Below are 25,837 nucleotides of genomic sequence, written 5' to 3' on the forward strand. Positions count from 1 at the left end.
ACCTGCCAGACCGCGGCGCCTGCATCGCAGCCTCGCTGGGGCTCGACAGCTCCCACAGTTGATCTCAGTTGATCTCAGTTGATCAGGAGCGTGTGTTCGTATCCCGTGACGCCCTGCGTCACCACTGAACAGATTGATTTTTTATTCCGCACGACACACCTTAGCGAATCGTTTTTCTAAAAGGTGACGCCCGCAGTGTCCGATTTTCCGACTCTCAAAACCGAACGCCTGACCCTCAGAGAACTTACACAGGAGGATGCGGTGGGGTTGTTTGCGATTCATAGCGACGCTGAAGCAATGAAGTGGTTCGGTGCCGACCCAATCACCGAGCCTCATCAAGCGGAGCAACTGATCGAGCTGTTTGCCAGTTGGCGCACCTCACCCAATCCGGGGATTCGCTGGGGGATTGAAGACATAGCCACGGCAGCGCTGATCGGCACCTGTGGTTTCTTCAAATGGAATCGTATGTGGCGCAGTTGTGCCATCGGGTTTGAGATGGCGCAATCGGCACAGGGACAGGGGCTCATGAAGGAGGCGGTTTACGCCGCCCTTCGATGGGCGTTCCAGCACATGGAACTCAACAGGATCGAGGCGCTGGTTCATCCTGACAACGCTCGGTCACTGAACCTGCTTGAGAAAGCCGGGTTCGTGCGTGAAGGAACGTTGAGGCAGGCGGGTTACTGGAACGCAGCTCATCAAGACCTGGTTCAGCTTTCGCTGCTGCGTGGGGAGTGTGAGTACCTTTAGGGTCAGCGCGCGGTCCGGCGGTAAACCAGCGTATCGCGTACGCCGAAGTACTCGCAGCGCCGCGCGCCTTGAAGGGTTTCCACCCATTCAAACCCCGTTGCCTCAGCCAGTCGTTGACTGGATATGTTCGCCGAAGAAGTGGTCAGGCGCAGTGTGTGCCCGCTCAACTGCGAAACCAGAGCGGTCAATGCCTCCCTCATCAGCCCATGACCGGCGTGTGCCTGATTGCCCCAATAGCCAACTTCGTAGCTGTGAATCTCATCGGCCAGCGGCAGCAGGCCGATACAGCCCACCAATGCCTGGGGCTCGTCGCGAGATAACAGGAAATACCGTTTCTCCCCGACAGGCGCATCGAAGTCTTTTGCCGAGCGCTGCAGGCTTTCCTGCGTGTCCTCCAGCGTCCAGTGCGGCTTGCTCCACACGAGAAACCGGCGGTGCAGCGCGTAGCTGGCGTTCAAGGCATCGGCGAGTTTTTCAGCGAGCGCCACGTCGGGCGCAACCAGGGTCATCCGGTCAGTTTGCAGGGTTGTGGGCAGCGGCGCCTGTTGTTCAATGGTTTGCACCCAGACGAATCCTTCGTCTTCACCGGGTGGCTCGAGCATGCTGAACACGCTTTTCAGCGCGTCCTCCGGCACCTTTTTGTCAGCATTGCGTTGGGCATTTCGCGCCAGCGCCAGCTCCAGCGGTGCGCTCACCAGGATGCCGATCACCGGGACTGCATAGTCCCTCGCGATGGACAGTAGCTCCTGCCGATGACGCCGCGCAGGCAGGGCGGCATCAAAGACAATTGCCCGACGTCCCAGCCGACCGAGGTTTTCCGACACCCAGCGAGACTTGCCCGCCCCCTGCACGCCCATGACCACGTAGACATGAGTGCCCTTTGCCGCCTGTGACAGCTCGTGCCTCAACCGCGTATACGCGAGCTGCCATGCCTGGCGATTGCGCTCAGGTGTGAACTCCCTGCCGAACTCGGTTTCCAGATAGTCGTCCGGGTTGATCACAACGGGCAGGCCTGCACCTTCGGCACTGGCTTTTTTATGGAATAAGCAAACATGGGGAGCCTCCTTGCGAGGCCCCGAATTTTGCCAGCCACCCCGTTCGTAAAAGAGCCGTGCCTGTGTATTGGTCGGCGTCGCGGACAGCCGCAGTGACTCACAACCCAACCCGCTCAAAAATGACCAGGCGTAGGCCTCCAGCAACTTACCCAGCCCTCGCCCGCGCATATCGTGAACCAGATAAAAAAGGCTCACGTAGCCTACCGTCAAATCCTCCGGCGCCCGGCCCATCTCAATCTGGCCAATGATGTCTTCGCCCAGCCACACGTGTACAACGCTGCCTGGCAAGTCCGTCGACTTGGTCCTTAGCCAGTCGGCGTAACGTTCGGTCCCTTTGCCATCGCTTGTGTGAAAGCGTTCTGCCGACCCGAAGGCGCAAATTTGAGCGTCTATGGCGAAACGTACACAAACGTCGAGATGCGCATCCAGGTTCACCGGCCTGAATGCCAGCTTGGGGTGTTGGGCGTTATCCGTCATGGAAGTCGATTCAAGCCTCAAGTGGTGTGTTCGAATACAGTCAGATTGAGCAAGTGCCGCCGTGCTTTTCCAGATAGTTCTGATGCTCTTCATCGGCCAGCTGAAATTCAGCCAGTGGCACAATCACGGTCGCCACTGGTTTGCCCAACTGTCCCGAAGCATCCAGCTTTTGTTTGGCAACCAGCGCCAGTTGGGCCTGTTGAGCTGTGGTAAAAAATACCGCTGAACGGTATTTCACCCCAATATCTGCACCTTGGCGATCTACTGACGTGGGATCGTGCAACGTCCAGAAGTGCGATACCAGTTGGGTGAAGGGTATCACCCTCGCATCGAAGTCAACTTGCACCACTTCGATCAGCGGTGAGTCACCTTGGGATGACCGGGCAAAACCGACCCGACTGTCGAGCACGCCGGGCAAGCCGTTGAAGGACGCCTGCGCGCCCCAGAAACAGCCGGCGCCAAAGGTCGCCTGCTCAACCACATCATGCTCACTCATTTTCCAGCCACCTCTGTTTGCGGTATCAGGTGCAGGTGCAACTGCGCGATGTGCTCGGGCCCGATGCCGCAGCAGCCGCCAACGAGGGTCGCACCCGCCTCGACCCAGGTTCTGGACCACTCCAGGTAAGACTCGGGGCCCAGGTCACTACGAATTTCCAGCAACGTGCTATTCGCCTTGGCCTCTGTGTTGACGGGAGGAAACGCGTTGGCGTAAACCCCCAGCTCAAGGCTTTGACCAAGGCTTTGAATCACAAGCCGGGCCTCGGTGAGCGCCGCCGCCATGACTTCCGGCTGGCTGCAATTGAAGAGTACCGCCTGCGCGCCCAATTGTGCCGCCACACGTACGGCGTCGCCCACCGATTCGGTGGAACGCAGCCGCGCGGGCCCATCCGTTTCATCCAGCAGCGTAAACGATACCCAAAGCGGCTTGGATTGCGCGCCCAACGCCTCAACGACCGCTCGAACTTCAGCAGTCGAACTCTGGGTCTCCGCCAGCCAGACATCCACATGGGCTTGCAGCCCGTCGATCAGCTCGCGATGGATCGCGACCGAGCGTTGATGATCAAACAGGTCAGGCCGATAGGAGCCCAGGGCCGGTGGCAACGAGCCCGCGACCGCCACTGGCTCGCCACTCGCGGATGCCGCCTGACGCGCCAGGCGCCCTGCCCGCTCCGCCAGCAGACGCCCCTGCTCGGCAAAGCGTGCATCCCCGATATGAAACGGCACCACGGCATAACTGTTGGTGGTGATGATCCGGGCACCGGCAGCAATGAATGCTCCGTGAGCCTGGAGCACAAACTCCGGCGCCTCGATCAACGCCAGTGCCGACCATTCAGGCTGGCGGAACGGCGCTCCGATGCGTTTCAACTCCCGGCCCATGCCGCCATCGAGCAGGCGCACAGCAATCTGGCTCATGGGTTTGTACTCACTTTTTGCGCCGACGGAGCCAACCATTGATCAACCGTGGCCGTGTTCGCCTGGACCCAGGCCTTGGCCGCGGCATCTGCCGGGAGTTTTTCTTTTTCGATCTTCAGGATCAGACCATTGAGTTGCGCCGGTTCAATCGAGAAATTACGCAGGAATTCGGCAATTTTTGGCGCGCGCTTCTGCAAAGCCGTTGACGCCAGTACGTAGACCTTGGCGTCCGGGAAGGCGCAGGTGATCTGGCTCTTGTTCAACCAGTCCGGGTCGACCGTCGGGCTGATAAATTTCCAGCAGCCATCGGCCTTGTACAGCGGGTCATCCTTTTTGTTGTCCTGGGCATAACCGTCGAACGCCGGTTCTTCCAGACGGCGCAGGTCAAAGGCCGAGAAGATCCAGTCCGGGGTGTAGGCGTAAAACACCACGCCGCGTTGGGCCTTGTACGCCGCCGCCAGCTTGGCGTAGGTCACAGAGGCCTCGGTGGACACCGCCTCGAATTGATCGGCGAACCCATAATCCTTGGCCTTGATCTGGCCAATATAGGTCGACTCCCAGCCCGCCGGGCCCACCAGTAGCTGTGCCTCGCCACCGCCCAGCGGCTCGAACAGCTTGGCCACTTCCGGTTTTTTCAGGTCGTAGACCGATTTCACACCGTATTTGTCCTGGATATAGCCCGGGATGTAAAACCCTTGCTCGCCGGCATAAGGGTGGTCGTTCGGCACCAGTGAACGGGTGCCGCCCGTCACGTATCGGGCCCATGCTGCCGACTGGTTGGGCAACCAGATGTCGGTCAGCACATCCACCGCGCCATCGCCTTTTGCGGCAGCACTGAACAGCACCGGCACGTCCCCGGCCAGGTACGACACATCACCGTTCAGGCGGCTTTCGATGACTTCCCCAAGAATGTGCTGAATGGCGATTGCGCCCGTCCAGTTCTGCTCGCCAATGACAATTTTGTCCTTGGCGGAAACCGTCGGGGAGAGAATCAGGGAGGCCAGCAGTGCGGCGGCGCCCAGGCGGCGCGATAAGGGTGTGTTCACGATAAATCTCACGATGGGTTGTGCAGGTGATCTTGCTTGCGCAAGCTCGATTGAATGATTCGGTCCGGGATAAGCGCACACAGCACAATCGCGACACCGGCCAGCATGCCCTCGCCGCCCTTGATGTTGCGCAGCGCCGTCATCACGTCATAACCCAGGCCTCCGGCGCCGATCAGCGCAGCGACCACGACCATCGACAGGCTCATGACGATGGTTTGGTTGATGCCCAGCAACAAGGAACGGCGAGCCAGTGGCAACTGGACCTTGATCAGGGTTTGCCAGGGGCTGGCGCCATGGGCGACAGCAGCCTCGACGGCATCCTTGGGGACTTCCTGGATCCCCAGCGATGTCAGGCGAATCATCGGTGCCAAGGCAAAAATCACCGTCGCGATGACCGCCGGCGTCTTGCCCACCGAGAAGAACGCCACGGCGGGAATCAGGTACACAAAGGTGGGCAGCGTCTGCATCACATCCAGCAACGGCGTTACCACGCGGCGAAACAGCGGTCGTTTCGCCAGGAGGATGCCGGTGGGCACGCCGATGACCAGCGCGATCAGTACCGACGAGCCCACCAGTGCCAGCGTGGCGATGGTGCGCTCCCAGAAACCGAACAGCCCGATGTACAGCAACGCAGCGCTGCTCGTCAGTGCCAGCGCCAGGCCGGCCGAACGCCAGGCCAACAACACCAGCGCCAATGCCGAGACTGACCATGGCAACCATCCCAGCAGGTTTTCGATGCCCTCGATGACGGTGCGGACGGCGACAATCACCCCGACAAATGCGCCCTCGAAGGTCACCTGAGACCAACCAATGAACTGGTCGATACTGTCTGCTGCAAACAGCAACGCTTGGCGGTTTGCCGGAAACTGAAGCAACGCGCTACGGGTGTCCGGTGTGATGACTCGCCAGACCACCAACGCCTCACTGGCAAGCAGTACCAACAACGGCAGCCCCCAACCCGATACGGTGCGGCGCACCGGCTGACGGCTGGGGGAAACGGCCAGGAAACGGCTGGCACCAAGCACCGCCATGGCGGCCAGCACTGCGAGCCACGCACCGCTGATAATGCCTTTGACCAGGAAGGTCAAAGCGGCAAGCTCGGCGGCGAAGGTCAGCCAGAACCAGCCGCCCCTGCCACGGGCAGCCAGCGCTGCCGGCCCCAGCAGAAGCGCTTGCCAGCCGCGCAGACCGGGGCTGGCATGTTGCTCACGAGGCTCGGCATCGGGAGCCTGGAGGCGGACGCTGGCAACCTGTTGCACCGGGGATGGCGTGGGCGTGCAGTCGCGGAAAAAATCCGCGACTTCTGCATCGGCAGGACGCTCAAGCAACTGCGCCGGAGTGCCCACTTGCACCAATCGGCCTTTGCGTAGCACGGCAATACGATCGGCCAGCAGGATGGCTTCTGCCGGGTCGTGGGTGACCAACAAGGTGCTGATCCCGCGCTCACGTGCCAGGGTCAGGAAATGACGCTGCAAATCGCGGCGGATGGTGGGGTCGAGTGCGCTGAAAGGCTCGTCCATCAGCAGGATATCGGGCTGCGTCACCAGCGCCCGGGCCAACCCGACGCGTTGCTGCATGCCTCCGGAAAGCTCGTGGGGATAATGCTCTCCCCAACCGTCCAACCCTACGGCCTTCAGCTGAGTGATGGCAGCCGCGTGCCGAACCGACTCGGGTTCCCCGCGCAATTCCAACGGCAACGCGACGTTGTCCAGAACCGTACGGTGGGGTAACAGGCCAAAATGCTGAAACACCATGCCGATACGGCGCGAGCGCAATGCACGCAAGGCCTTGCTGCTCAGCTCGCTGATGGCCTCGCCTTCAATCAACACCTCGCCACTGGTGGGCTCGATCAAGCGGTTGATGTGCCGCAGCAACGTCGACTTGCCACTGCCGGAGGTGCCCATCAGGCAGAGGACTTCTCCGCGGCGTACCTTCAAGTTGATATTGCTGACGGCTGGCAGCGCCGACGCGTCTTTTCGCGCATAAGCCTTGGTGATGTTTCGCAGTTCAAGCACCACGTCACCGTCATTCGCATGATCGTCTCCGCCCCCCTCAGGGTGTCGGGAAGGCGCGACCCAGGCAGTCGCCAACGGGGATTGAATGATTGTCACAGTAGCTCCAGGTAGCCAAACGCAAAAAAAAGCGCTGCGCTTGAAGCGCAACACCTTCCGTGGGCATAAAGCTAAACGATCTTAAAAAGTAGGAATAAATACCTTTTTTGCATTAGCTTAAGCGCTGCGGTTCGGACGCTGTCGACGGTGGCAACCCACGAAGAAATACGTTTGTGCAGACGAAAAAAAAGGACCTCTTTTCAGAGGTCCTTTTTCAGTTTCTGTCGCGTAACGCCTGACGCCTGGCAGGCTCTACTCTTGAACATCCATGAACTCCTTGGCCCAACTCACGTAGGTGTCGGGGAACGTGTAGGTGTGGGTCAGTTCGCTGGCGGTCAGGTTTGACGTGCTGCGCGTGAGGTTGCGCTGTTCGCGAAGGCTGTCGTAGGTGGCCTTGATCGAGGCGAAGTACGCGCCGTGCCCGGCAACCACAATCCGCACACCCAATTTGGCCAGGCGTTCGTTGTCATTGAGATGCGGGTTGGCGTAGGTCACCAGCATCAACGGGACCGTCAGGCCTTCGGCGATCTGTTCAAGGTGGTCGAAGTCACGGACACCCACCATGCAGATGCCGTCTGCGCCAGCCTCTTGATACGCCTTGGTGCGATGGATAACGTCTTCCACTGGCAACACGGCGGCGTTGGTCCGCGCGATGATCGAAAGCTGCGGATCGACCCGCGCCTCCAGGGCTGCCTTGACCTTGCCCACGCCCTCTTCCGTGCTGATGAGATCGGTGGATTTACGCCCGAACTGCGCGGGCAGCAGGGTATCTTCAATGGTCAGCGCCGAGACGCCAGCACGCTCCAGTTCCTGGACGGTGCGCATCACGTTCAGTGCATTTCCGTAGCCGTGGTCGGCGTCGGCGATCACCGGAAGCTGCGCCACCCGGCCGATGCGGGTGGCCTGCTCGACGAACTCACTCAGGGTAATCAGCGCGAAGTCCGGTGCAGCCAGGACCTGTAATGACGCCACCGAGCCTCCCAGGATGCCGACTTCGAAGCCCAGGTCTGCAGCGATCCTGGCGGACATCGGGTCGAACACCGAGGCGGTGTGAAAGCAGTGTTGGGAGGCCAGCAGCTCGCGAAACGAGCGCCGTAGATCCTGGTGGGAAATTTTCGACATGTTCACTCCTCACTGTCGCCGTATACGCGGGAACGACCAGTGCCAATTCAAAAGTAAGGCTAGCGTATCACGCCGGAAAAAGATGGTTGATGACGTTTGAGAAACTTATACATCACGCTTGGCGGGGGAAGAGCGCCGCCATTACTTCAACCGTCCCGCCTCACCCAGCCAGGTTGACGCGCCCTGTTGCAACCATTCGGTGGCGGCGGGATTGTGTTTGACCCGGCTATCCAGGAACGCCACACCCATGGCCTGAATCGCGGCCACCTGCTTGGGGTCCGGCGCCGGTTCGCCCGCCATCGGGCCGCCGCCGCCAGGTTTGGCGCCGTGCTTGTGCCCTCGACCCTTGGGCGCGTCGCCAGACGAAGCACTGCCCTTGTCGGTCCTTTTCGCCGGCCGGCTGAACAGCTCGCTCCCGGACAAGGTCTTGTGCGTCGCACTGTTCAACTCCAGCTGAACACTGCCCGCCGCTGTCACCGACTCGCCCAACACCTCTCGCTGACGGTAAGAGCTGACCCAGTTGAACGGATCTTCATCCTGCTGGCCGGTCATCGACAGCACGGGCGCCGTTATCCGGGCAAACACGTCCGGCCGGGCATCGGCGTCCACATAAGGGCTGAGCAGCAACACCGCCTTGGGTTGAATCCCGACGCCCGGGGTGGCCCCGGGCTCCAGCGCCCCGGCGAGTGCCTCAGCGGTCTGCGCGCCAAAATCAAAGCCGGCCACCACCACCTGGTTCCAGTCGATGGCCGCCAGTTGCGCGTCGCCTTTGGCGGCCCGTGCCCGAACTTCGCCCAGGACTTTCTGCAAGGTCGACAGCCTGTCACGCAGGGCGGCGGCGGAGTAATGACTGCTCGCCATCCCGCGAAAGTCGCCATATAACGCCTGCTGCGAGGCAAAGATCGACTGATCATGGGCGGGTTCCTGAACCGACAACACCGCATAACCGGCCTGCGCCCAAGCCTTGCGCCACGCCACCCCGCCCGAGGCCGGCTCACCCAAACCCGGCAAGTAGATAATCAGCGGCAGGCGCTCATGGGTCACCGGTGCCAGCCACGCAACGTTCACCGATTGCTTGTCGAGCTGCCAGGTCGCGCCCCAGCCGGACGTTTCATAATGGGACGGTTGATACGCGGTGCTCAGTTCCTTGTTGACCCGCTCGCTGAATTCGGCCCGCGGGTTTGGCGGATCGCCCGCACACCCCGCAATCAATCCCAGGCTGCCCACCAGGGCGCTCACCGCCAGCCAGTACCGAGGTTGAAGGTTCATTCGATTCACACCGCCGTTCAGTTCAAGGTAACTGGCAGCCTAACCGACCCGCCGGCGAACGCAGCACCCGCGCAGGTAAAGAATGGGTAAAGCGTGACGGCACGATGGCCCTCTTCGCGGGTCTTTGTTTTATCAAAGCCGGAAAAATTTCAAGGAGACGCCTGTGAGCATCAGAGACAATCCCGAGGACTATCAGGATCTCAAGCGGGCCGTCGGTTTGCTGGAGTCACCCTCCCTGACGGCCAGGCTGTCCGGCATGATCGGCTCCCCGATTGAAAGCGCGGTAAAGGCATTGCCGGGGGTGGTTTCCAAACGGATCAATGGCGCGGTGGCGGCAGCGCTGCATTCATCCGCCGGCGCGGCGCTGAAAAGCCTGGACAACAGTCCGAAAAAACCGGCCTCGACCCGGCTGCACAAGGCTTTTGCGGCCACCTCGGGCGCCATCGGCGGGGCCTTCGGTTTCGCGGCGCTGTTTATCGAGCTGCCGATCTCCACCACCATCATGATGCGCGCGGTCGCCGACGTGGCGCGCAGCGAGGGTTTCGACCTGGGCGACTTTTCGACCAAACAAGCCTGCATCGAGGTGTTTGCCATGGGTGGCACCAGCCAGGCCGACGATGCAACGGAGACCGGTTACTACATGACCCGCAGCTTCACCACCCAGGCCATGCAACAACTGTCCAAGGAACTGGCGGGGATCGCCACCAAGCAGGGCTCCAAGGCCATCAGCAGCTTGTCCCCGGGCCAAGCCGGGAAATGGCTGGCGATCCTCATCGATAAAGTCGCGACACGTTTTGGCTTTACCATTTCCAGCAAGTTCGCAGCCCAGGCCGTTCCGGTGATGGGCGCCTTTACCGGGGCGACGATCAATACGCTGTTCACCCACTTCTACCAGGACATGGCGCGGGGGCACTTCATCGTGAAACGGCTGGAAGAGAAATATGGTTTTGAGCCCATCAAGGATGCGTACATGGCCATAAAGGCGGCGCCCCGGGTGAACTAAAAGCGCGGAAATGCCGGAAAAATTTTTAATGCCGTGCATCCACTTCGCTGCCCCGCGCGTACATTCATCCCGAGGGCGCAAGAATTAGGGAGATACGCAGGAAGAGATCACCCGGACGCCATACCCTTGAGCTATCTGATGAATAGAAAAACAACATCATAATGATGGCACTGTCTGATACCTTGTTGTACGAACATAACCACTTTGAGGATTGTCATGGGCGAAGGCGCTCCTATTCCGCCGAATGAAATTGAACGGCTAAAAGAGGTCGCGAAATTTTGTCCAACCGACAGCGATAGTGATGATGTATTTGAAAAGATCGTCGAGATGGCGTCTGCCTATTACAACGCCCCCATCGCACTGATTTCAATTGTCGATAAACACCGGCAATGGTTCAGGGCACGCGTGGGAATTACAGAAACGCAGACACCGCGAGAAGTGTCTTTTTGCGCCTACTCTACCCTGGACAACGCCCTGCTGGAGGTGTCGGACGCAACGCTGGATGCCCGCTTCAAAGACAATCCCCTGGTCACGGGGCCGCCGCATATTCGTTATTACGCGGGCGCGCCATTGATCACGGAGGATGGCTTTACCCTGGGAAGTCTCTGCATCATTGATACTGTCCCCCGCCCTCCCATGAGCGAGCGTGACAGTGCAATGCTCAACGACTTTGCCGAGCTGGTCATGATGCGCATACAGGGCATGCGGTCCCGCAACTTCGTAGACCAACCCACGGGGCTATTCAATCGACTCAGGCTTGAGGAAGATATACGTCAAGCGCTTAAGCTTGAAAACGCGTGCCATGTGTACGCAGTTGACATTATCTCGCCAAAGTTTCTCAACGATATTGTAAAGGCCCTGGGCTACAGCTTTGCCGGAGACCTGGTTCTGGCGATCAAATCTCGCCTGCAAAACCTGTTACCCGCGCAGTGCCTGCTTTACAAAATCAGCCCGACGCGGTTTGGCTTCATCCTAGAGGAGAATCAAACCACCGAGCACATCTGCGAAAGTATTCTCAAGGACTTCAAAAAGCCTGTTGAATGCCACGGCATCCCCATCCTCATGCAAGTCGGGATTGGCGTGCTGCCCATTCACCATTCCGGCCCGCAAGACTGGCTACGCCTGCTGGTGAGTGCGGCAGATGAGGCGCGTGACCGCAAGCTGGGCTGGTCTCTTTATGAACCCCAGTTTGATGCGGCTCAGCAACGCGCTTTCATGTTGCTGAGTTCGTTGCCGGAAGCGGTCAGCTGCGACAAACAGTTCAGCCTGGTGTATCAGCCCAAAGTCAAACTGCCCTCGGGAAGCTGTGATTCGGTAGAGGCATTGCTACGCTGGACCCATCCGTTGCTTGGCCCCATCAGCCCTGCCGAGTTCATCCCCCTGGCCGAAAAAACCGCGTTGATACCGTCCGTTGGATTATGGGTGCTCAACGCAATCATCCGGCAAGCCGCAGCCTGGAAAGCACAAGGCGTGCGCCTGCGAATAGCGATGAACATTACCGTCAGCGATCTGGAAAGCTCCGAGTTCGTGGACGCGATGATTGATGAGCTTCACCGGCATGACCTTGACCCTGCCGACTTTGAACTTGAGTTTACCGAAAGCATGTTGATGACCAACCCTGAGGAAGTCATCCGGCAACTGCAGCGCGTTCGGCAGATTGGCATAGAGGTCGCGGTTGATGATTTCGGCACGGGCTACAGCAACTGGGCGTACCTGAAGGAACTGCCGGCCACTACCGTCAAGCTGGATCAATCATTGATCAGCGGGCTGGGCAGCAATCAAAATGACAAGCAGTTGGTTAAAACCCTGATAGGCCTGGCGAAAGGGCTCGGCTACCGAGTCGTTGCCGAAGGCGTAGAAAACCAGGAAATCCTCGACCTCTTGATACAGTGGGGATGTTCCGAAGCGCAGGGCTACCTGATAGCAAAGCCCATGACCGCAACGGACCTGGAAACCTGGATAAGCCCAGGCCGCTAGCGAACAGGCCCACAGCGTGGGCCTGTAAACGTCAGGCGCCAGTGTCAGGCCAGTTCAAAGCGATCCAGATTCATCACCTTGGTCCAGGCCGCCACGAAGTCCTCGACGAACTTCTCCTCGGCGTCGGCACTGCCATAGACCTCGGACAGCGCCCTCAACTGGGCATGCGAACCGAACACCAGGTCGACCCGGGTGCCCGTCCACTTGACGGCACCGGTCTTGCGGTCATGCGCCTCAAAGGTATCGTGGGTGCCGGTGACTGGCTTCCATTCAACGCCCATGTCCAGCAGGTTCCTGAAGAAGTCATTGGTCAGGGTTCCCGGGCGCTCGGTGAACACCCCGTGCTTGCTTTCCCCGACATTTAGACCCAAGACCCGCAGTCCGCCCAACAGCACCGTCATTTCGGGTGCGGTCAATGTCAGCAGTTGCGCCTTGTCGATCAGCAACGCTTCGGCCGACACCTTGTAGTGCCCCTTCTGGTAGTTGCGAAAGCCGTCGGCGACCGGTTCAAGGAAACCGAACGACTCGACATCCGTCTGCTCCTGGGAAGCATCCGTGCGCCCTGCCGTGAAAGGCACCGTGGTCTGGCGGCCGGCATTTTTGGCCGCCAGCTCAACCCCCACACTGCCCGCCAGCACGATCAGATCGGCCAGGGAAATCTTTTTACCTCCCGTCTGTGCGGTATTGAAGTCGCCCTGAATAGCTTCGAGACGCTTCAGTACGCCCGACAGTTGCTCAGGCTGGTTGACCGCCCAGTCCTTCTGCGGAGCCAGGCGCAGGCGCCCGCCATTGGCTCCCCCGCGTTTATCGGAGCCGCGGAAGGTGGACGCCGCTGCCCATGCCGTCGAAACCAGCTGCGAGACCGTCAGCCCGGCGGCGAGAATCTTTTGCTTGAGCGCCGCCACATCCTGCTCATCCACCAGTGGATGATCGACCGCAGGAATCGGGTCCTGCCACAGCAACTCTTCCGCGGGGGTTTCCGGGCCGAGATAACGCGCAAGCGGGCCCATGTCGCGGTGGGTAAGCTTGAACCAGGCACGGGCAAAGGCGTCTGCCAGTTGGTCCGGGTTGGCCAGGAAACGTCGGGAGATCTGCTCGTACGCCGGATCGAAGCGCAGCGCCAGGTCCGAGGTCAGCATGCTCGGCGCATGCCGCCTGCCGGCGTCATGGGCATCCGGAACCTTGCCGGCGCCAGCACCGTTCTTCGGCGTCCACTGGTGGGCGCCCGCCGGGCTCCTGGTCAGTTCCCATTCAAAGCCGAAGAGGTTTTCGAGGTACTCATTGCTCCATCTTGTCGGCGTCGAAGTCCAGGTCACCTCCAGCCCGCTGGTGATGGTGTCACCGCCCTTGCCGCTGCCGAAGCTGTTTTTCCAGCCCAGCCCCTGCTCTTCCAGGCCAGCCGCTTCCGGTTCCGGGCCGACGTTATCCGCCGGACCTGCGCCGTGGGTCTTGCCGAAGGCGTGACCGCCGGCGATCAGGGCTACGGTCTCTTCGTCATTCATCGCCATGCGACCGAAGGTTTCACGGATATCCTTCGCCGAGGCGACCGGATCCGGAACACCTTCAGGCCCTTCCGGGTTCACGTAGATCAAGCCCATCTGCACAGCGGCGAGGGGATTTTCCAGGTTGCGCTCACCGCCCCCGGTGCGGCTTTCTTCGTTGCCATGGTTCTGCGGTTCAGCCACCAACGGACCATCACCCGGCTGCTGCATTTTCTTTTGCACGCCGTAACGCTCTTCTCCCCCCAGCCACGTGGTCTCGGCGCCCCAGTAAACGTCCTCGTCCGGCTCCCAGACATCCGGGCGACCGCCGGAGAACCCGAAGGTCTTGAACCCCATGGACTCCAGCGCGACGTTACCGGTGAGTACGATCAAATCGGCCCAGGAAATCCGCCGGCCGTACTTCTGCTTGACCGGCCAGATCAGGCGACGCGCCTTATCCAGGCTGACGTTGTCAGGCCAGCTGTTGAGCGGTGCAAAGCGCTGCTGACCGGAACCGGCACCGCCGCGACCGTCGGCGGTACGGTAGGTCCCGGCGCTGTGCCAGGCCATGCGAATGAACAGCGGGCCGTAATGGCCAAAGTCCGCCGGCCACCAGTCCTGGGATTGCGTCATGACATCGCGCAAATCCTGCTTGACCGCTTCAAAGTCAAGGCTCTGGAACGCCTTGGCGTAATCGAAGCCCTCACCCATAGGGTCGCTGAGGGAGGAATGCTGATGCAGGATCTTCAGATTCAGTTGCTGGGGCCACCAGTCTCGGTTCGTGGTGCCGCCACCCGCAGCGTGGTTGAAAGGGCATTTCGATTCAGTTGACATGCTTGGCACACCTTTTAGTGACGTTTTCAAAGATTAGCCTCGTTCGCAGAAAACTCTAATAGCTGCAACGTTATCCCCTGATAGACCTGTTCTTGGGATTGAAAGCCGTCCTGGGGCCCCGCCCTGCATAAGAGCCACTGGGATCTCAAGACCAGAAAAAGCCATCCGCTCGACCTTTTATCGCGCGAACCCATCTTCAGTTTGCTTGCAGCTCTTGCGCTTGCGGTATTATGGTATACCATCATACACAAACCAATCAGCACCCAGGTGGAGCAGCCATGAGTTTTGAAATCCGCAAGATCGTCAGCTATGTAGAAGAAACCTTTATTGAAGGCGGCAAGGCCTCCGACACGCCAGTGACTATGGTGGGCCTGGCTGTCGTCCTGAAAAACCCGTGGCTGGGTCGCGGTTTTGTCGAAGACCTGAAACCGGAAATCCGTGCCAACTGCTCGGATCTCGGCGCACTGATGGTGGAGCGCCTGATTGGCATTATCGGTGGTGCAGACAACATCGAAGCCTATGGCAAGGCCGCCGTGGTCGGTGCCGACGGTGAAATCGAACACGCCTCGGCAATCATCCATACCCTGCGCTTTGGCAACCACTACCGCGAAGCGGTCAAGGCCAAGAGCTACCTGAGTTTTACCAACAAGCGCGGTGGCCCGGGCACATCGATTCAAATCCCGATGATGCACAAGGATGACGAAGGGCTGCGCTCGCACTACATCACCTTGGAAATGCAGATAGAAGATTCCCCGCGTGCCGACGAGATCGTGGTGGTCCTTGGGTGCGCCGACGGCGGCCGCCTGCACCCACGCATCGGCAACCGTTACATCGACCTGGAAGAGCTGGCAGCCGAGAAAGCCCAGTAAGCAAGACCGGTCACCCAAACAAAAAACATGCAGGAGCGCTCCATGATTCAGCTCACCGCTGATCGCACCCCGGCTGGCACCAGTTATCTGGCGACCGGCCAAGGCCAGCCTGTGGTTTTGATCCACGGCGTGGGCCTGAATAAAGAAATGTGGGGCGGGCAAGTCGTTGGCCTGGCCACGAATTATCGCGTGATCACCTATGACATGCTGGGCCATGGCGCCAGCCCGCGCCCGGCTGCCGGCACCCCGCTGCTGGGGTATGCCGACCAGTTGCTGGAACTGCTCGACCACCTGCAACTGCCTCAGGCAACGGTGATCGGGTTTTCCATGGGCGGCCTGGTTGCGCGGGCGTTTGCCTTGCATTACCCCGAACGCCTGCAAGGCCTGGTGGTGCTCAACAGTGTGTTCAACCGCAGCGCCGAACAGCGTGCCGGAGTGATCGCACGCACTGCCCAGGCCGCCGAGCATGGCCCGGATGCGAATGCCGAAGCCGCGCTGTCACGCTGGTTCAGCCGCGAGTACCAGGCAGCCAACCCGGCGCAGATCGCTGCGCTGCGTGAAACCCTGGCGGGCAACGACCCCCAGGGCTACCTCACCACGTACGAGCTGTTCGCGACCCAGGACATGTACCGCGCCGACGACCTCAAGGGTTTGCGCGCGCCGACCCTGGTCGCCACCGGTGAACTCGACCCGGGCTCGACCCCGGAGATGGCCCGGCAACTGGCCGATCGCATTCCCGGTGCGACGGTTGCAGTGCTGGCCGAGCAACGGCATATGATGCCAGTGGAATCGCCGCGGCTGGTCAACCAACTGCTGCTGGGCTTTCTTGACACGGTGTACACCCAAAAAAATCCAATAAAGGGGATCGTTGCATGACACTCGCACGCTTCCAGATGTGCATCGGCGGTGAATGGGTCGATGCCCTGTCCGGCAAGACTTTCGACAGCCTCAACCCGGCCCTGGCCGAACCCTGGGCGCAACTGCCCGACGCCGACGAGACGGATGTGGAGCGCGCCGTGCAGGCCGCGCAAAGCGCCTTCGACAGCCCGGCCTGGCGTGGCCTCACCGCTACCGCGCGGGGCAAACTGCTGCGCCGCCTGGGAGATTTGATTGCCGAAAACAAGGAACAACTGGCACAGCTCGAAAGCCGCGACAATGGCAAGCTGATCCGCGAGACACGCGGTCAGGTCAGTTACCTGCCGGAGTTCTTCCATTACACGGCAGGCCTGGCCGACAAGCTTGAGGGCGGCACCCTGCCGCTGGACAAGCCGGACCTCTTCGCCTACACCGTGCACGAAGCCATGGGCGTGGTGGCCGCGATCATTCCATGGAACAGCCCGCTGTACTTGACCGCGATCAAACTCGCGCCGGCCCTGGCAGCGGGTAATACCATCGTGATCAAACCGTCGGAGCACGCCTCGGCGACCATCCTCGAACTGGCGCGCCTGGCCCTGGAGGCTGGCATTCCGCCGGGCGTGGTCAATGTGGTGACTGGCTACGGCCCAAGCACCGGCGCCGCCCTCACCCGCCACCCTTTGGTGCGCAAGATCGCCTTTACCGGCGGCGCAGCCACGGCGCGGCACGTAGTACGCAGCAGCGCCGAGAACTTCGCCAAGCTGTCGCTGGAACTGGGCGGCAAGTCACCGAACATCATCTTTGCCGATGCCGACCTCGACAGCGCCATCAATGGTGCGATTGCCGGGATATACGCGGCGTCGGGGCAAAGCTGTGTGTCTGGCTCGCGCCTGCTGGTGCAGGATGAAATCTACGACGAATTCGTCGAGCGCCTGGTAGAGCGCGCCAAACGCATTCGCATCGGCAACCCGCAGGACGACGCCAGTGAAATGGGCCCCATGGCCACCGCACAGCAACTGGCCGTGGTCGAAGGCCTGGTGGCGGATGCCATCGCTGAAGGTGCGCGCCTGCGTACCGGTGGCAAGCGTCCGCAGAACCTGGGCGAAGGCTGGTTCTATGAGCCGACCCTGTTCGAGTGCGACCGCAACTCGATGAAGATCATGCAGGAAGAAGTGTTCGGCCCAGTGGCCTCGGTCATCCGTTTCAAGGACGAAGCCGAAGCCCTGGCCATCGCCAACGACTCTCAGTTCGGCCTCGCCGCCGGCATCTGGACCCGCGACCTCGGTCGTGCCCACCGCCTGGCCCGCGACGTGCGTTCGGGGATTATCTGGGTCAACACCTACCGCGCCGTCTCGGCCATGGCGCCCATTGGCGGCTTCAAGAACAGCGGCTATGGACGTGAAAGTGGCATCGATTCAGTACTGGCTTACACCGAGCTGAAGACGGTGTGGATCAACCTTTCCCAGGCGCCCATGCCTGATCCTTTTGTGATGCGTTAAGAGACCCCGACCATGATCGAACCCGGCATTTACAAAGACGTCATGAGTTCATTCCCGTCCGGGGTGACGGTCGTCACTACCCTCGACCCGGATGGCGGCATCGTCGGCATCACCGCCAGCGCATTCAGTGCGCTGTCGATCGACCCGGCACTGGTCCTGTTCTGCCCCAACTATGCATCGGACACCTATCCGATCCTGCGCGACAGCAAGCGCTTTGCGATTCATTTGCTGTCCGCCGACCAGACCGCCGAAGCCTATGCCTTTGCCAGCAAGGGCAAGGAAAAGGCCAAGGGCATCGAGTGGCACTTGAGCGAACTGGGCAATCCGCTGCTGGCCAAGGCCACGGCGATCATCGAGTGCGAGTTGTGGCGCGAATACGACGGTGGCGATCACGCGATCATCGTCGGAGCGGTGAAAAACCTGATCCTGCCCGAGCAACCGGTCACACCGATGATCTACCACAAGGGCAAGCTGGGCCCGCTGCCCACCCTGGCCTGAGGAGCTGATTGATGAGCGACGACAAGTACCAACGGGGCCTGAAAATCCGTACGCAAGTGCTGGGCGAAGCCTATGTGCAACGTTCGATCGAGAACGCCGACGACTTCACTCGCCCCCTGCAGGAGATGGTCACCGAATACTGCTGGGGCCATGTGTGGGGCCGTGAGGGTTTGTCGCTTAAAGAACGCAGCATGATAAACTTGGCGATGATTTCGGCCCTCAATCGGCCCCATGAACTCAAGCTGCACGTGCGCGGCGCCTTGCGTAACGGGCTGAGTCGTGAACAAATACGCGAAATTCTGCTTCAGGTCGGCATTTATTGCGGGGTTCCCGCCGCCGTGGACAGTTTCCGACTGGCCCGTGAAGCCTTCGCCGAAACCGACGCCGAGGCCTCCAGTTAACCGCAACATTCAGAGCAGCCCCCATGAAACGCCTGCCACTCGACGACAGCTTCAAGGTCAATCACAACCCGGTCACCCTGCGCGAAATCGTGCTGGCAAAACTGCGCAGCGCCATCATGAACTTCCAACTGCTGCCGGGTGACCGCCTGGTGGAACGCGACCTTTGCGACCGCCTCGGCGTCAGCCGCACCTCGGTGCGCGAAGCCTTGCGCCACCTGGAGTCCGAAGGCCTGGTGGAGTTCGCCGATGCCAAGGGCCCGCAAGTGGCGATCATCACCCTGGCCGATGCCGTCGACATCTATGAACTGCGTTGCGTGCTCGAAGGCTTGATCGTGCAGTTGTTCACCCTGCGCGCCAAGGCCAAGGACATCAAGGCACTGGAAAAAGCCCTCGAGGAAAACCGCAAGGCCCTCAAGGACGGTGAGCTGCAACAGGTCATTGATTCGGTACAAGGATTCTACGACGTGTTGCTCGAAGGCTCCGGCAACCACGTGGCGGCCACCCAACTGCGTCAGTTGCAGGCACGTATCAGCTACTTGCGCGCGACCTCGGTATCCCAGGAAAACCGTCGCGGTACCAGCAACCAGGAAATGGAGCGTATGGTCCAGGCGATCAAGAGCGGCGACCCGCTCGCCGCCCACCAGGCCTGTGTCGACCACGTGCGCGCCGCCGCCGCCGTGGCCCTGGATTACCTCAAGCGCAAGCAGGAAGAGACCGGCAAGATCCCCGAGATCACACTGCCCATCGCCCTCAAAGAACCGCGCATAGGTCACTGACCATGCCCAGCCCCAGTTTTTGCCCGACATGTGGCAGCAGTGACCTCGGTCACCAGCTGCCACCGGGTGATACCCATGAGCGCCTGATGTGCCGGGGCTGCGGCTACATCCACTACATCAACCCGAAGATTATCGCCGGCTGCATCATCGAGCAGGACGGCAAATATCTGCTTTGCCAGCGGGCCATCCCGCCGCGTCCTGGCACCTGGACGCTGCCGGCCGGCTTCATGGAAGGTGGCGAAACCACTGAACAGGCCGCACTACGCGAAGTCTGGGAAGAAAGCGGCGTACGCGCGGAGATCCTCTCGCCCTACTCGATTTTCAGCGTGCCGAAGATCAGCGAGGTGTACATCATCTTCCGCGCCATCGCGCTGCAGATCACCGGCCAGTTCGGGCCGGAGACCCTCGACTACAAGTTCTTCGCGCCCGAGGACATTCCCTGGGACAGCATCTACTACCCGGCGATCCGGCAGATCCTCGAGCGTTATATCGAGGAACGCCAGGCTGGGGTGTATGGCATCTACATCGGTAACGACGACAGCGGCAAGATTCACTTCATCCGCTGATCGTCAGACCCGACACGGATCAAAAATGTGATGTATGCCTGATACCCCTAAGGCACCAGCCCTTCCACGATGATGATCTGCGCCTCGCCCGCCCCTTCACGACGCGCCTTTGCCTCCTGATACTCCGCAGACTCATAACAGGCCAGCGCCTGCTCGTAGCTGTCGAACTCGATCACCACATTACGTTGCCTGGCAGGCCCGCCTTCCATCGCGGCGCTGCGCCCGCCCCTGGCCAGGAAGCGCCCGCCAAACTTCGCGAAGGCCGCAGGCGCGCGCTGGGTGTACTGCGTGTACTGCTCTGCATCGGACACATTTACATGGGCAATCCAGTAAGCCTTCATCGTGACATCCTCTTGCTTGGTTTTGTGGTATACCATAATACATACAACCAATAAATCGAGCAGCCACCATGTCTTTCAACAACATCGCAGACATCATCGAAGACTACCGCCAAGGCAAAATGGTGCTCCTGGTGGACGACGAGGATCGGGAGAACGAAGGCGACCTGTTGCTGCCCGCGGTGTGCTGCACCGCCGAGACTATCAGCTTCATGGCCCGGGAAGCTCGTGGCCTGATTTGCCTGACCCTCACCGACGAACACTGCCAGCGCCTCGGCCTGCAGCAGATGGTGCCGAGCAATGGCAGCGTGTTCAGCACCGCGTTTACCGTGTCCATCGAAGCCGCCACCGGCGTGACTACCGGCATCTCCGCCGCCGACCGGGCGCGCACGGTGGCCGCGGCCGTGAATGCCGATGCGGGGCCGGCCGACATCGTGCAACCGGGGCATATTTTCCCGTTGCGCGCCAAGGATGGCGGCGTGTTGACGCGCGCCGGGCACACCGAAGCCGGTTGCGACCTGGCGCGCCTGGCCGGGCACACACCAGCCTCGGTGATCGTCGAAGTGATGAACGATGACGGCACCATGGCACGTCGCCCTGACCTTGAGGTGTTCGCGCACAAGCATGGGATCAAGATCGGCACCATCGCCGATCTGATCCACTACCGCCTCAGTACCGAGCGCACCGTAGTGCGCATCGGCGAGCGCGACCTGCCCACAGTGCACGGCACGTTCCGCCTGATCACCTTTGAGGACCGCATTGATGGCGGCGTGCACATGGCGATGGTCATGGGGCAGTTACACCGCGACACGCCCGCCCTGGTGCGCGTGCACGTGATCGACCCGCTGCGCGACCTGGTGGGCGCCGAGTATAGCGGCCCCTCCAACTGGACCTTATGGGCCGCCCTGCAACGCGTCGCCGCAGAAGGCAGCGGCGTGGTGGTGGTGCTGGCCAATCATGAATCCTCCCAGGCCCTGCTCGAACGCGTCCCGCAGTTGACCCAGACGCCGCGCCAGTTCAGCCGTTCGCAGTCGCGGATCTATTCGGAAGTCGGCACCGGCGCGCAGATATTGCAGGACCTTGGCGTCTGCAAGCTGCGCCACCTTGGCCCTCCGCTGAAATACGCCGGGCTGACAGGCTACAACCTGGAGGTGGTGGAGAGCATTCCGTTCACCGAATGACGGATAACCGGTAAGGCAAAGTGCTTGCACAAAGCTTGGAATACCATAATATGATATTCCATCGACCGAGTACTTTTGCCAAGTGCGCATGCCAGGGATAGCGCCAGTAACAAGCCTTGGTACGGTCGACTTTTGAGGCTTCGCAATAGAGGCTTCGAGAGACCTACTGCTCCCGATAGGCGGGCATTACCAGGCCCGCTCAATAACAAAACAAATGAGGGCGTGAAAATGGTGTTGAACAAACGTGCAACCGCGATGCTGTTCGCGGGTTTGCTGGCCACGGCCACTCACGCGGCCCTGGCGGCCGAAAGCGTCAATTTCGTGAGCTGGGGCGGTAGCACCCAGGATGCGCAAAAGCAGGCGTGGGCCGATCCTTTCAGCAAGGCCAGCGGGATCACTGTGGTGCAGGACGGTCCCACCGACTATGGCAAGCTCAAGGCCATGGTCGAGAGCGGCAACGTGCAGTGGGACGTGGTAGACGTGGAGGCTGACTTCGCCTTGCGCGCCGCCGCTGAAGGGCTGCTCGAACCCCTGGATTTTTCGGTGATCCAGCGCGACAAGATCGACCCGCGGTTTGTCTCCGACCATGGCGTCGGCTCGTTTTTCTTCTCCTTCGTACTCGGCTACAACGAGGGCAAGCTCGGCGCTGGCAAGCCACAGGACTGGGCCGCGCTGTTCGACACCAAAACCTACCCCGGCAAACGTGCCCTCTACAAATGGCCAAGCCCTGGCGTACTCGAACTGGCGCTGCTGGCTGACGGCGTTCCCGCCGACAAGCTCTACCCCCTGGACCTGGACCGCGCCTTCAAGAAACTCGACACCATCAAGAAAGACATCGTCTGGTGGGGCGGCGGCGCACAGTCCCAGCAACTGCTGGCCTCGGGCGAAGTCAGCATGGGTCAGTTCTGGAACGGCCGCATTCATGCCCTGCAGGAAGATGGCGCACCCGTAGGCGTAAGCTGGAAACAGAATCTGGTGATGGCGGACATCCTGGTCGTGCCTAAAGGCAGCAAAAACAAAGGCGCGGCGATGAAGTTCCTGGCCAGTGCCAGCAGCGCCAAGGGCCAGGCCGACTTCTCTAACCTGACCGCTTATGCACCGGTGAACATCGACAGTGTGCAGCGCCTGGACTCAGTGCTGGCGCCCAACCTGCCGACGGCGTATGCCAAGGACCAGATCACCCTCGATTTCGCCTACTGGGCCAAGAACGGTCCGGCCATTGCGACACGGTGGAATGAATGGCTAGTCAAATGAAAATGACGGCAACCACGCCGACCGGGAGCGCCCTCGGCGTTGCTGGCGCAGTTTCCTGCAAACCAGGTGCGCCATCCCTGGCGCAGCGCTGGCGGGGGTCGAGCAACCTGATCCCGGCGCTGCTGTTCCTCGGCCTGTTCTTCCTCGCGCCGCTGATCGGCCTGTTGCTGCGCGGCGTGCTGGAGCCCGTACCGGGCCTTGGCAACTATGAGCAACTGTTCGCTAACTCGGCATACGCCCGGGTACTGCTCAATACCTTTTCGGTGGCCGGCCTGGTGACCCTGTTCAGCCTGTTGCTGGGCTTCCCGCTGGCCTGGGTGATTACCCTGGTACCACGCGGCTGGGGGCGCTGGATCCTGAACATCGTGCTGCTGTCGATGTGGACCAGCCTGCTCGCCCGCACCTATTCATGGCTGGTATTGCTGCAAGCCTCCGGGGTGATCAACAAGGCACTGATGGCGATGGGCATCATCGACCAGCCGCTGGAGATGGTGCACAACCTGACCGGCGTGGTGATCGGTATGAGCTACATCATGATCCCGTTCATTGTGCTGCCATTGCAGGCAACCATGCAGGCCATCGACCCGATGATCCTGCAGGCCGGCTCCATCTGCGGTGCCAGCCCTTGGACCAACTTCTTCCGGGTGTTCCTGCCGCTGTGCCGACCGGGGTTGTTTTCCGGCGGCTTGATGGTGTTTGTGATGTCCCTCGGTTACTACGTCACCCCGGCGCTGCTCGGCGGCGCGCAGAACATGATGCTGCCTGAGTTCATCATCCAGCAGGTGCAGTCGTTCCTCAACTGGGGCCTGGCGAGTGCCGGCGCCGCATTGCTGATCTTTATCACGCTGGTGCTGTTCTACTTCTACCTGAAGCTTCAGCCGGAATCCCCGGTTGGCGCCAGCAACGCGAGGTAAGCCGTCATGCTCCTGACTTCCAATGCCATGAGCCGCAGGATGCGCCTGGGCCTCTACACCACCACCGGCATGATTGGCCTGTTCTTGCTGTTGCCGATCGTGTTCATCGTGTTGCTGTCGTTCGGCTCGTCCCAATGGCTGGTGTTCCCGCCACCGGGCTGGACGCTGAAATGGTACGGCCAGTTCTTCTCCAATGCCGACTGGATGAACGCGGCGGTAGCGAGCCTCAAGGTTGCGGTACTGACCACCGTGTTCGCCGTGGCGCTGGGCCTGCCCACCGCATTTGCCCTGGTGCGTGGGCGATTTCCTGGCCGCGAGTTGCTCTACGGCCTGTTCACCCTGCCGATGATCGTGCCGTTGGTGATCATCGCGGTGGCGGTGTACGCACTGTTCCTCAAGCTCGGCTATACCGGCACGATGTTCGCCTTTGTAGTGAGCCATGTGATTGTCGCGCTGCCGTTCACCATTATCTCGATCATCAACTCGCTGAAGCTGTTCGACCAATCGATTGAAGATGCGGCGGTGATCTGCGGTGCATCGCGCCTGCAGGCCGTATTCAAGGTGACATTCCCGGCGATTCGCCCGGGAATGGTGGCCGGCGCGTTGTTCGCCTTTCTCGTCTCATGGGACGAAGTGGTGCTCAGCGTGATGATGGCCAGCCCGACCCTGCAAACCCTTCCCGTAAAAATGTGGACCACCCTGCGCCAGGACCTGACGCCTGTGATTGCCGTCGCCTCGACGTTGCTGATCGGCCTCTCGGTGCTCGTCATGGTCATCGCCGCCGCCCTTCGCCGGCGCACAGAAACCCGCGCTTGAGCGCCCAGGAGCAAGACATGAGTGCAGTGATCCAAGATACCGCGCAAAACCATGGCCAACCCCTGGTCAGCTTGCGCAACCTGAACAAGTACTACGGTGAATTTGCCGCCGTGGATAACATCTCGCTGGACATCAAGGACGGCGAATTCCTGACCTTCCTCGGCTCCAGCGGCTCTGGCAAAAGCACCACCCTGTCGATGCTCGCAGGCTTTGAAACGCCAAGCAGCGGCGAGATCCTGGTGAGCGGCCAATCCCTGGTCAATGTGCCGCCGCACAAACGCGACATCGGCATGGTGTTCCAACGTTACTCGCTGTTCCCGCATTTGTCGGTGCGCGACAACATCGCCTTCCCCCTGGCGATTCGCAAACTGGCCAGCGCCGAGCGCGAGAAGCGCGTCGACGCCATGCTCAAGCTGGTGCAGCTTGAGCAATTTGCCCATCGCCGCCCTTCGCAACTCTCCGGCGGCCAGCAGCAACGCGTCGCCATCGCGCGGGCGCTGGTGTACGAGCCGCGCATCCTGCTGATGGACGAACCCCTCGGCGCCCTCGACAAAAAACTGCGTGAAGACCTGCAGGACGAACTGCGCCAATTACATCGGCGCCTGGGCATCACCATCGTCTACGTAACCCACGACCAGGAAGAAGCCATGCGCCTGTCCCAGCGCATCGCGATTTTCAGCCACGGCAAGATTGTCGGCCTGGGCAGTGGCTACAACCTGTACCAGAACCCGCCAAATGCGTTTGTAGCCTCGTTCCTCGGTAACTCCAACTTCCTCAAGCTCAAGGCGCAGGGGAATGCGGTGGCATCGTTTGAAGGCCAATCGCTGTCGATCCGCCTGACCAGCGGCTTGCAAACCGAGCAGGAGGTGCTGTTGATGGTACGCCCGGAAAAAGCCTTGGCGCTGAGTGTCGAGCAAGCTACCGAGCAGGCATTGGCGGCGGGTTGGAATGAGGTGTCAGCGATTGTAGGCGAGGTGCTGTTCCTCGGCGAAAGCCAGACCTGCACCGTGAAAACCCTTGGCGGCACCTCGATGACAGTCAAGGCGTTGTCTGCTGCGGGCATGCCACTCAAGGCCGGCGACCCGGTGCGCGTGCGCTGGGCCACGGCGGATGCTTGCGTCTATACCGCATGGGCTGAAAGCGATCTGAACAAGGCCGCCGGCGCCCATTGAGTCACCCTTGGGCCGCCACAACGTCGGGTTGTGGCGGCCTTTTTTTGCCTGCTAACATTGGACCTGGCCGGATGTCATTGATCATCAAGCCAGCTTGCTACAAGGATACGGCTGCATCGGCAGGCCTTAACTGCAGATAAAAAAATGCCCGGCATTGGCCGGG

Annotated in this window: 24 protein-coding genes; 15 read left to right on the forward strand and 9 right to left on the reverse strand. The window is 60.7% G+C overall.

The genetic code is table 11. From position 1 onward, the window contains the following. Positions 1–195 precede the first annotated feature (195 nt). The gene (locus ACW9I6_RS05880; protein WP_177036940.1) at positions 196–747 is read left to right on the forward strand and encodes a GNAT family N-acetyltransferase; all 552 of its coding nucleotides are present in this window, start codon (positions 196–198) and stop codon (positions 745–747) included. 2 nt (positions 748–749) lie between these two features. On the opposite strand, the gene ACW9I6_RS05885 is transcribed toward ACW9I6_RS05880, so the two are convergent. From ACW9I6_RS05885 to ACW9I6_RS05915, 7 genes are all read right to left on the reverse strand, one after another. Next, entirely contained in the window at positions 750–2,279 is a 1,530-nt protein-coding gene (locus ACW9I6_RS05885) for a GNAT family N-acetyltransferase (protein ID WP_457339044.1), read from the reverse strand. A gap of 40 nt (positions 2,280–2,319) precedes the next feature. Continuing rightward, positions 2,320–2,775 (reverse strand): peptide-methionine (S)-S-oxide reductase MsrA, encoded by a 456-nt coding sequence (gene msrA / locus ACW9I6_RS05890; protein ID WP_017475382.1) that lies wholly within the window; start codon positions 2,773–2,775, stop codon positions 2,320–2,322. Further along, on the reverse strand, positions 2,772–3,692 hold the full coding sequence (locus ACW9I6_RS05895; protein WP_134326252.1) for a homocysteine S-methyltransferase family protein: 921 nt from the start codon (positions 3,690–3,692) through the stop codon (positions 2,772–2,774). Before ACW9I6_RS05895 ends, msrA begins: the two co-directional genes overlap by 4 nt. Next, positions 3,689–4,738: an ABC transporter substrate-binding protein gene (locus ACW9I6_RS05900; protein WP_371928442.1), complete on the reverse strand. Its 1,050-nt coding sequence runs from the start codon at positions 4,736–4,738 to the stop codon at positions 3,689–3,691. Before ACW9I6_RS05900 ends, ACW9I6_RS05895 begins: the two co-directional genes overlap by 4 nt. Positions 4,739–4,746: 8 nt before the next feature. After that, on the reverse strand, positions 4,747–6,756 hold the full coding sequence (locus ACW9I6_RS05905; protein ID WP_177437412.1) for an ATP-binding cassette domain-containing protein: 2,010 nt from the start codon (positions 6,754–6,756) through the stop codon (positions 4,747–4,749). A 345-nt stretch (positions 6,757–7,101) separates the two neighbouring features. Further along, positions 7,102–7,971, reverse strand: coding sequence for an isocitrate lyase/PEP mutase family protein (locus ACW9I6_RS05910; protein ID WP_003208921.1), 870 nt, complete (start codon positions 7,969–7,971; stop codon positions 7,102–7,104). Positions 7,972–8,112: 141 nt separating this feature from the next. Continuing rightward, positions 8,113–9,240, reverse strand: a complete 1,128-nt coding sequence (locus ACW9I6_RS05915) for an alpha/beta hydrolase family protein (protein WP_457339045.1) — start codon at positions 9,238–9,240, stop codon at positions 8,113–8,115. 163 nt (positions 9,241–9,403) lie between these two features. On the opposite strand from ACW9I6_RS05915, the gene ACW9I6_RS05920 reads away from it, so the two are divergent. Together ACW9I6_RS05920 and ACW9I6_RS05925 are read left to right on the forward strand one after the other, a co-directional pair. Then, a complete protein-coding gene (locus ACW9I6_RS05920) occupies positions 9,404–10,243 on the forward strand; it encodes an EcsC family protein (protein WP_457339046.1) in 840 nt (279 codons plus the stop codon). A 216-nt stretch (positions 10,244–10,459) separates the two neighbouring features. Then, positions 10,460–12,220, forward strand: a complete 1,761-nt coding sequence (locus ACW9I6_RS05925; protein ID WP_457339047.1) for a sensor domain-containing phosphodiesterase — start codon at positions 10,460–10,462, stop codon at positions 12,218–12,220. A 44-nt stretch (positions 12,221–12,264) separates the two neighbouring features. On the opposite strand, the gene katG is transcribed toward ACW9I6_RS05925, so the two are convergent. Continuing rightward, positions 12,265–14,535 (reverse strand): catalase/peroxidase HPI, encoded by a 2,271-nt coding sequence (katG, locus tag ACW9I6_RS05930; RefSeq protein ID WP_457339048.1) that lies wholly within the window; start codon positions 14,533–14,535, stop codon positions 12,265–12,267. 278 nt (positions 14,536–14,813) lie between these two features. Between katG and ACW9I6_RS05935 the strand changes: the two genes are divergently transcribed. The 7 genes from ACW9I6_RS05935 to ACW9I6_RS05965 are packed head-to-tail and all read left to right on the forward strand — an operon-like array spanning position 14,814 to position 19,999. Next, positions 14,814–15,404 (forward strand): amino acid synthesis family protein, encoded by a 591-nt coding sequence (locus ACW9I6_RS05935; protein ID WP_087694298.1) that lies wholly within the window; start codon positions 14,814–14,816, stop codon positions 15,402–15,404. Between the two features lie 42 nt (positions 15,405–15,446). Next, entirely contained in the window at positions 15,447–16,280 is an 834-nt protein-coding gene (locus tag ACW9I6_RS05940) for an alpha/beta fold hydrolase (protein ID WP_102368700.1), read from the forward strand. Continuing rightward, a complete protein-coding gene (locus tag ACW9I6_RS05945) occupies positions 16,277–17,758 on the forward strand; it encodes an aldehyde dehydrogenase (RefSeq protein WP_087694300.1) in 1,482 nt (493 codons plus the stop codon). Before ACW9I6_RS05940 ends, ACW9I6_RS05945 begins: the two co-directional genes overlap by 4 nt. Positions 17,759–17,770: 12 nt before the next feature. After that, positions 17,771–18,256, forward strand: a complete 486-nt coding sequence (locus tag ACW9I6_RS05950) for a flavin reductase family protein (RefSeq protein WP_010567340.1) — start codon at positions 17,771–17,773, stop codon at positions 18,254–18,256. Positions 18,257–18,267: 11 nt separating this feature from the next. Then, the gene (locus tag ACW9I6_RS05955) at positions 18,268–18,657 is read left to right on the forward strand and encodes a carboxymuconolactone decarboxylase family protein (RefSeq protein WP_087694301.1); all 390 of its coding nucleotides are present in this window, start codon (positions 18,268–18,270) and stop codon (positions 18,655–18,657) included. A 23-nt stretch (positions 18,658–18,680) separates the two neighbouring features. Beyond that, positions 18,681–19,433: a GntR family transcriptional regulator gene (locus tag ACW9I6_RS05960; protein WP_087694302.1), complete on the forward strand. Its 753-nt coding sequence runs from the start codon at positions 18,681–18,683 to the stop codon at positions 19,431–19,433. Between the two features lie 2 nt (positions 19,434–19,435). Next, positions 19,436–19,999 carry an NUDIX hydrolase gene (locus ACW9I6_RS05965; protein WP_087694303.1) on the forward strand — a complete coding sequence of 188 codons (564 nt, stop codon included), beginning with the start codon at positions 19,436–19,438 and terminating at the stop codon, positions 19,997–19,999. A gap of 47 nt (positions 20,000–20,046) precedes the next feature. On the opposite strand, the gene ACW9I6_RS05970 is transcribed toward ACW9I6_RS05965, so the two are convergent. Then, entirely contained in the window at positions 20,047–20,340 is a 294-nt protein-coding gene (locus ACW9I6_RS05970; RefSeq protein WP_087694313.1) for a DUF1330 domain-containing protein, read from the reverse strand. 68 nt (positions 20,341–20,408) lie between these two features. Here ACW9I6_RS05970 and ribBA point away from each other — a divergent pair, with 68 nt between their 5' ends. From ribBA to ACW9I6_RS05995, 5 genes are all read left to right on the forward strand, one after another. Beyond that, complete coding sequence (gene ribBA / locus ACW9I6_RS05975; RefSeq protein WP_457339049.1) at positions 20,409–21,518, forward strand: bifunctional 3,4-dihydroxy-2-butanone-4-phosphate synthase/GTP cyclohydrolase II; 1,110 nt, start codon at positions 20,409–20,411, stop codon at positions 21,516–21,518. 228 nt (positions 21,519–21,746) lie between these two features. Continuing rightward, the gene (locus ACW9I6_RS05980) at positions 21,747–22,772 is read left to right on the forward strand and encodes an ABC transporter substrate-binding protein (RefSeq protein ID WP_087694314.1); all 1,026 of its coding nucleotides are present in this window, start codon (positions 21,747–21,749) and stop codon (positions 22,770–22,772) included. After that, on the forward strand, positions 22,769–23,686 hold the full coding sequence (locus ACW9I6_RS05985; protein WP_168197505.1) for an ABC transporter permease: 918 nt from the start codon (positions 22,769–22,771) through the stop codon (positions 23,684–23,686). The genes ACW9I6_RS05980 and ACW9I6_RS05985 overlap by 4 nt, the downstream gene beginning before the upstream one ends. A 6-nt stretch (positions 23,687–23,692) precedes the next feature. Next, positions 23,693–24,502, forward strand: a complete 810-nt coding sequence (locus tag ACW9I6_RS05990; RefSeq protein ID WP_087694306.1) for an ABC transporter permease — start codon at positions 23,693–23,695, stop codon at positions 24,500–24,502. Between the two features lie 17 nt (positions 24,503–24,519). Then, on the forward strand, positions 24,520–25,674 hold the full coding sequence (locus tag ACW9I6_RS05995; protein WP_457339050.1) for an ABC transporter ATP-binding protein: 1,155 nt from the start codon (positions 24,520–24,522) through the stop codon (positions 25,672–25,674). Positions 25,675–25,837: the final 163 nt, after the last annotated feature.

It is taken from the genome of Pseudomonas sp. SDO5522_S412, from assembly GCF_054071215.1.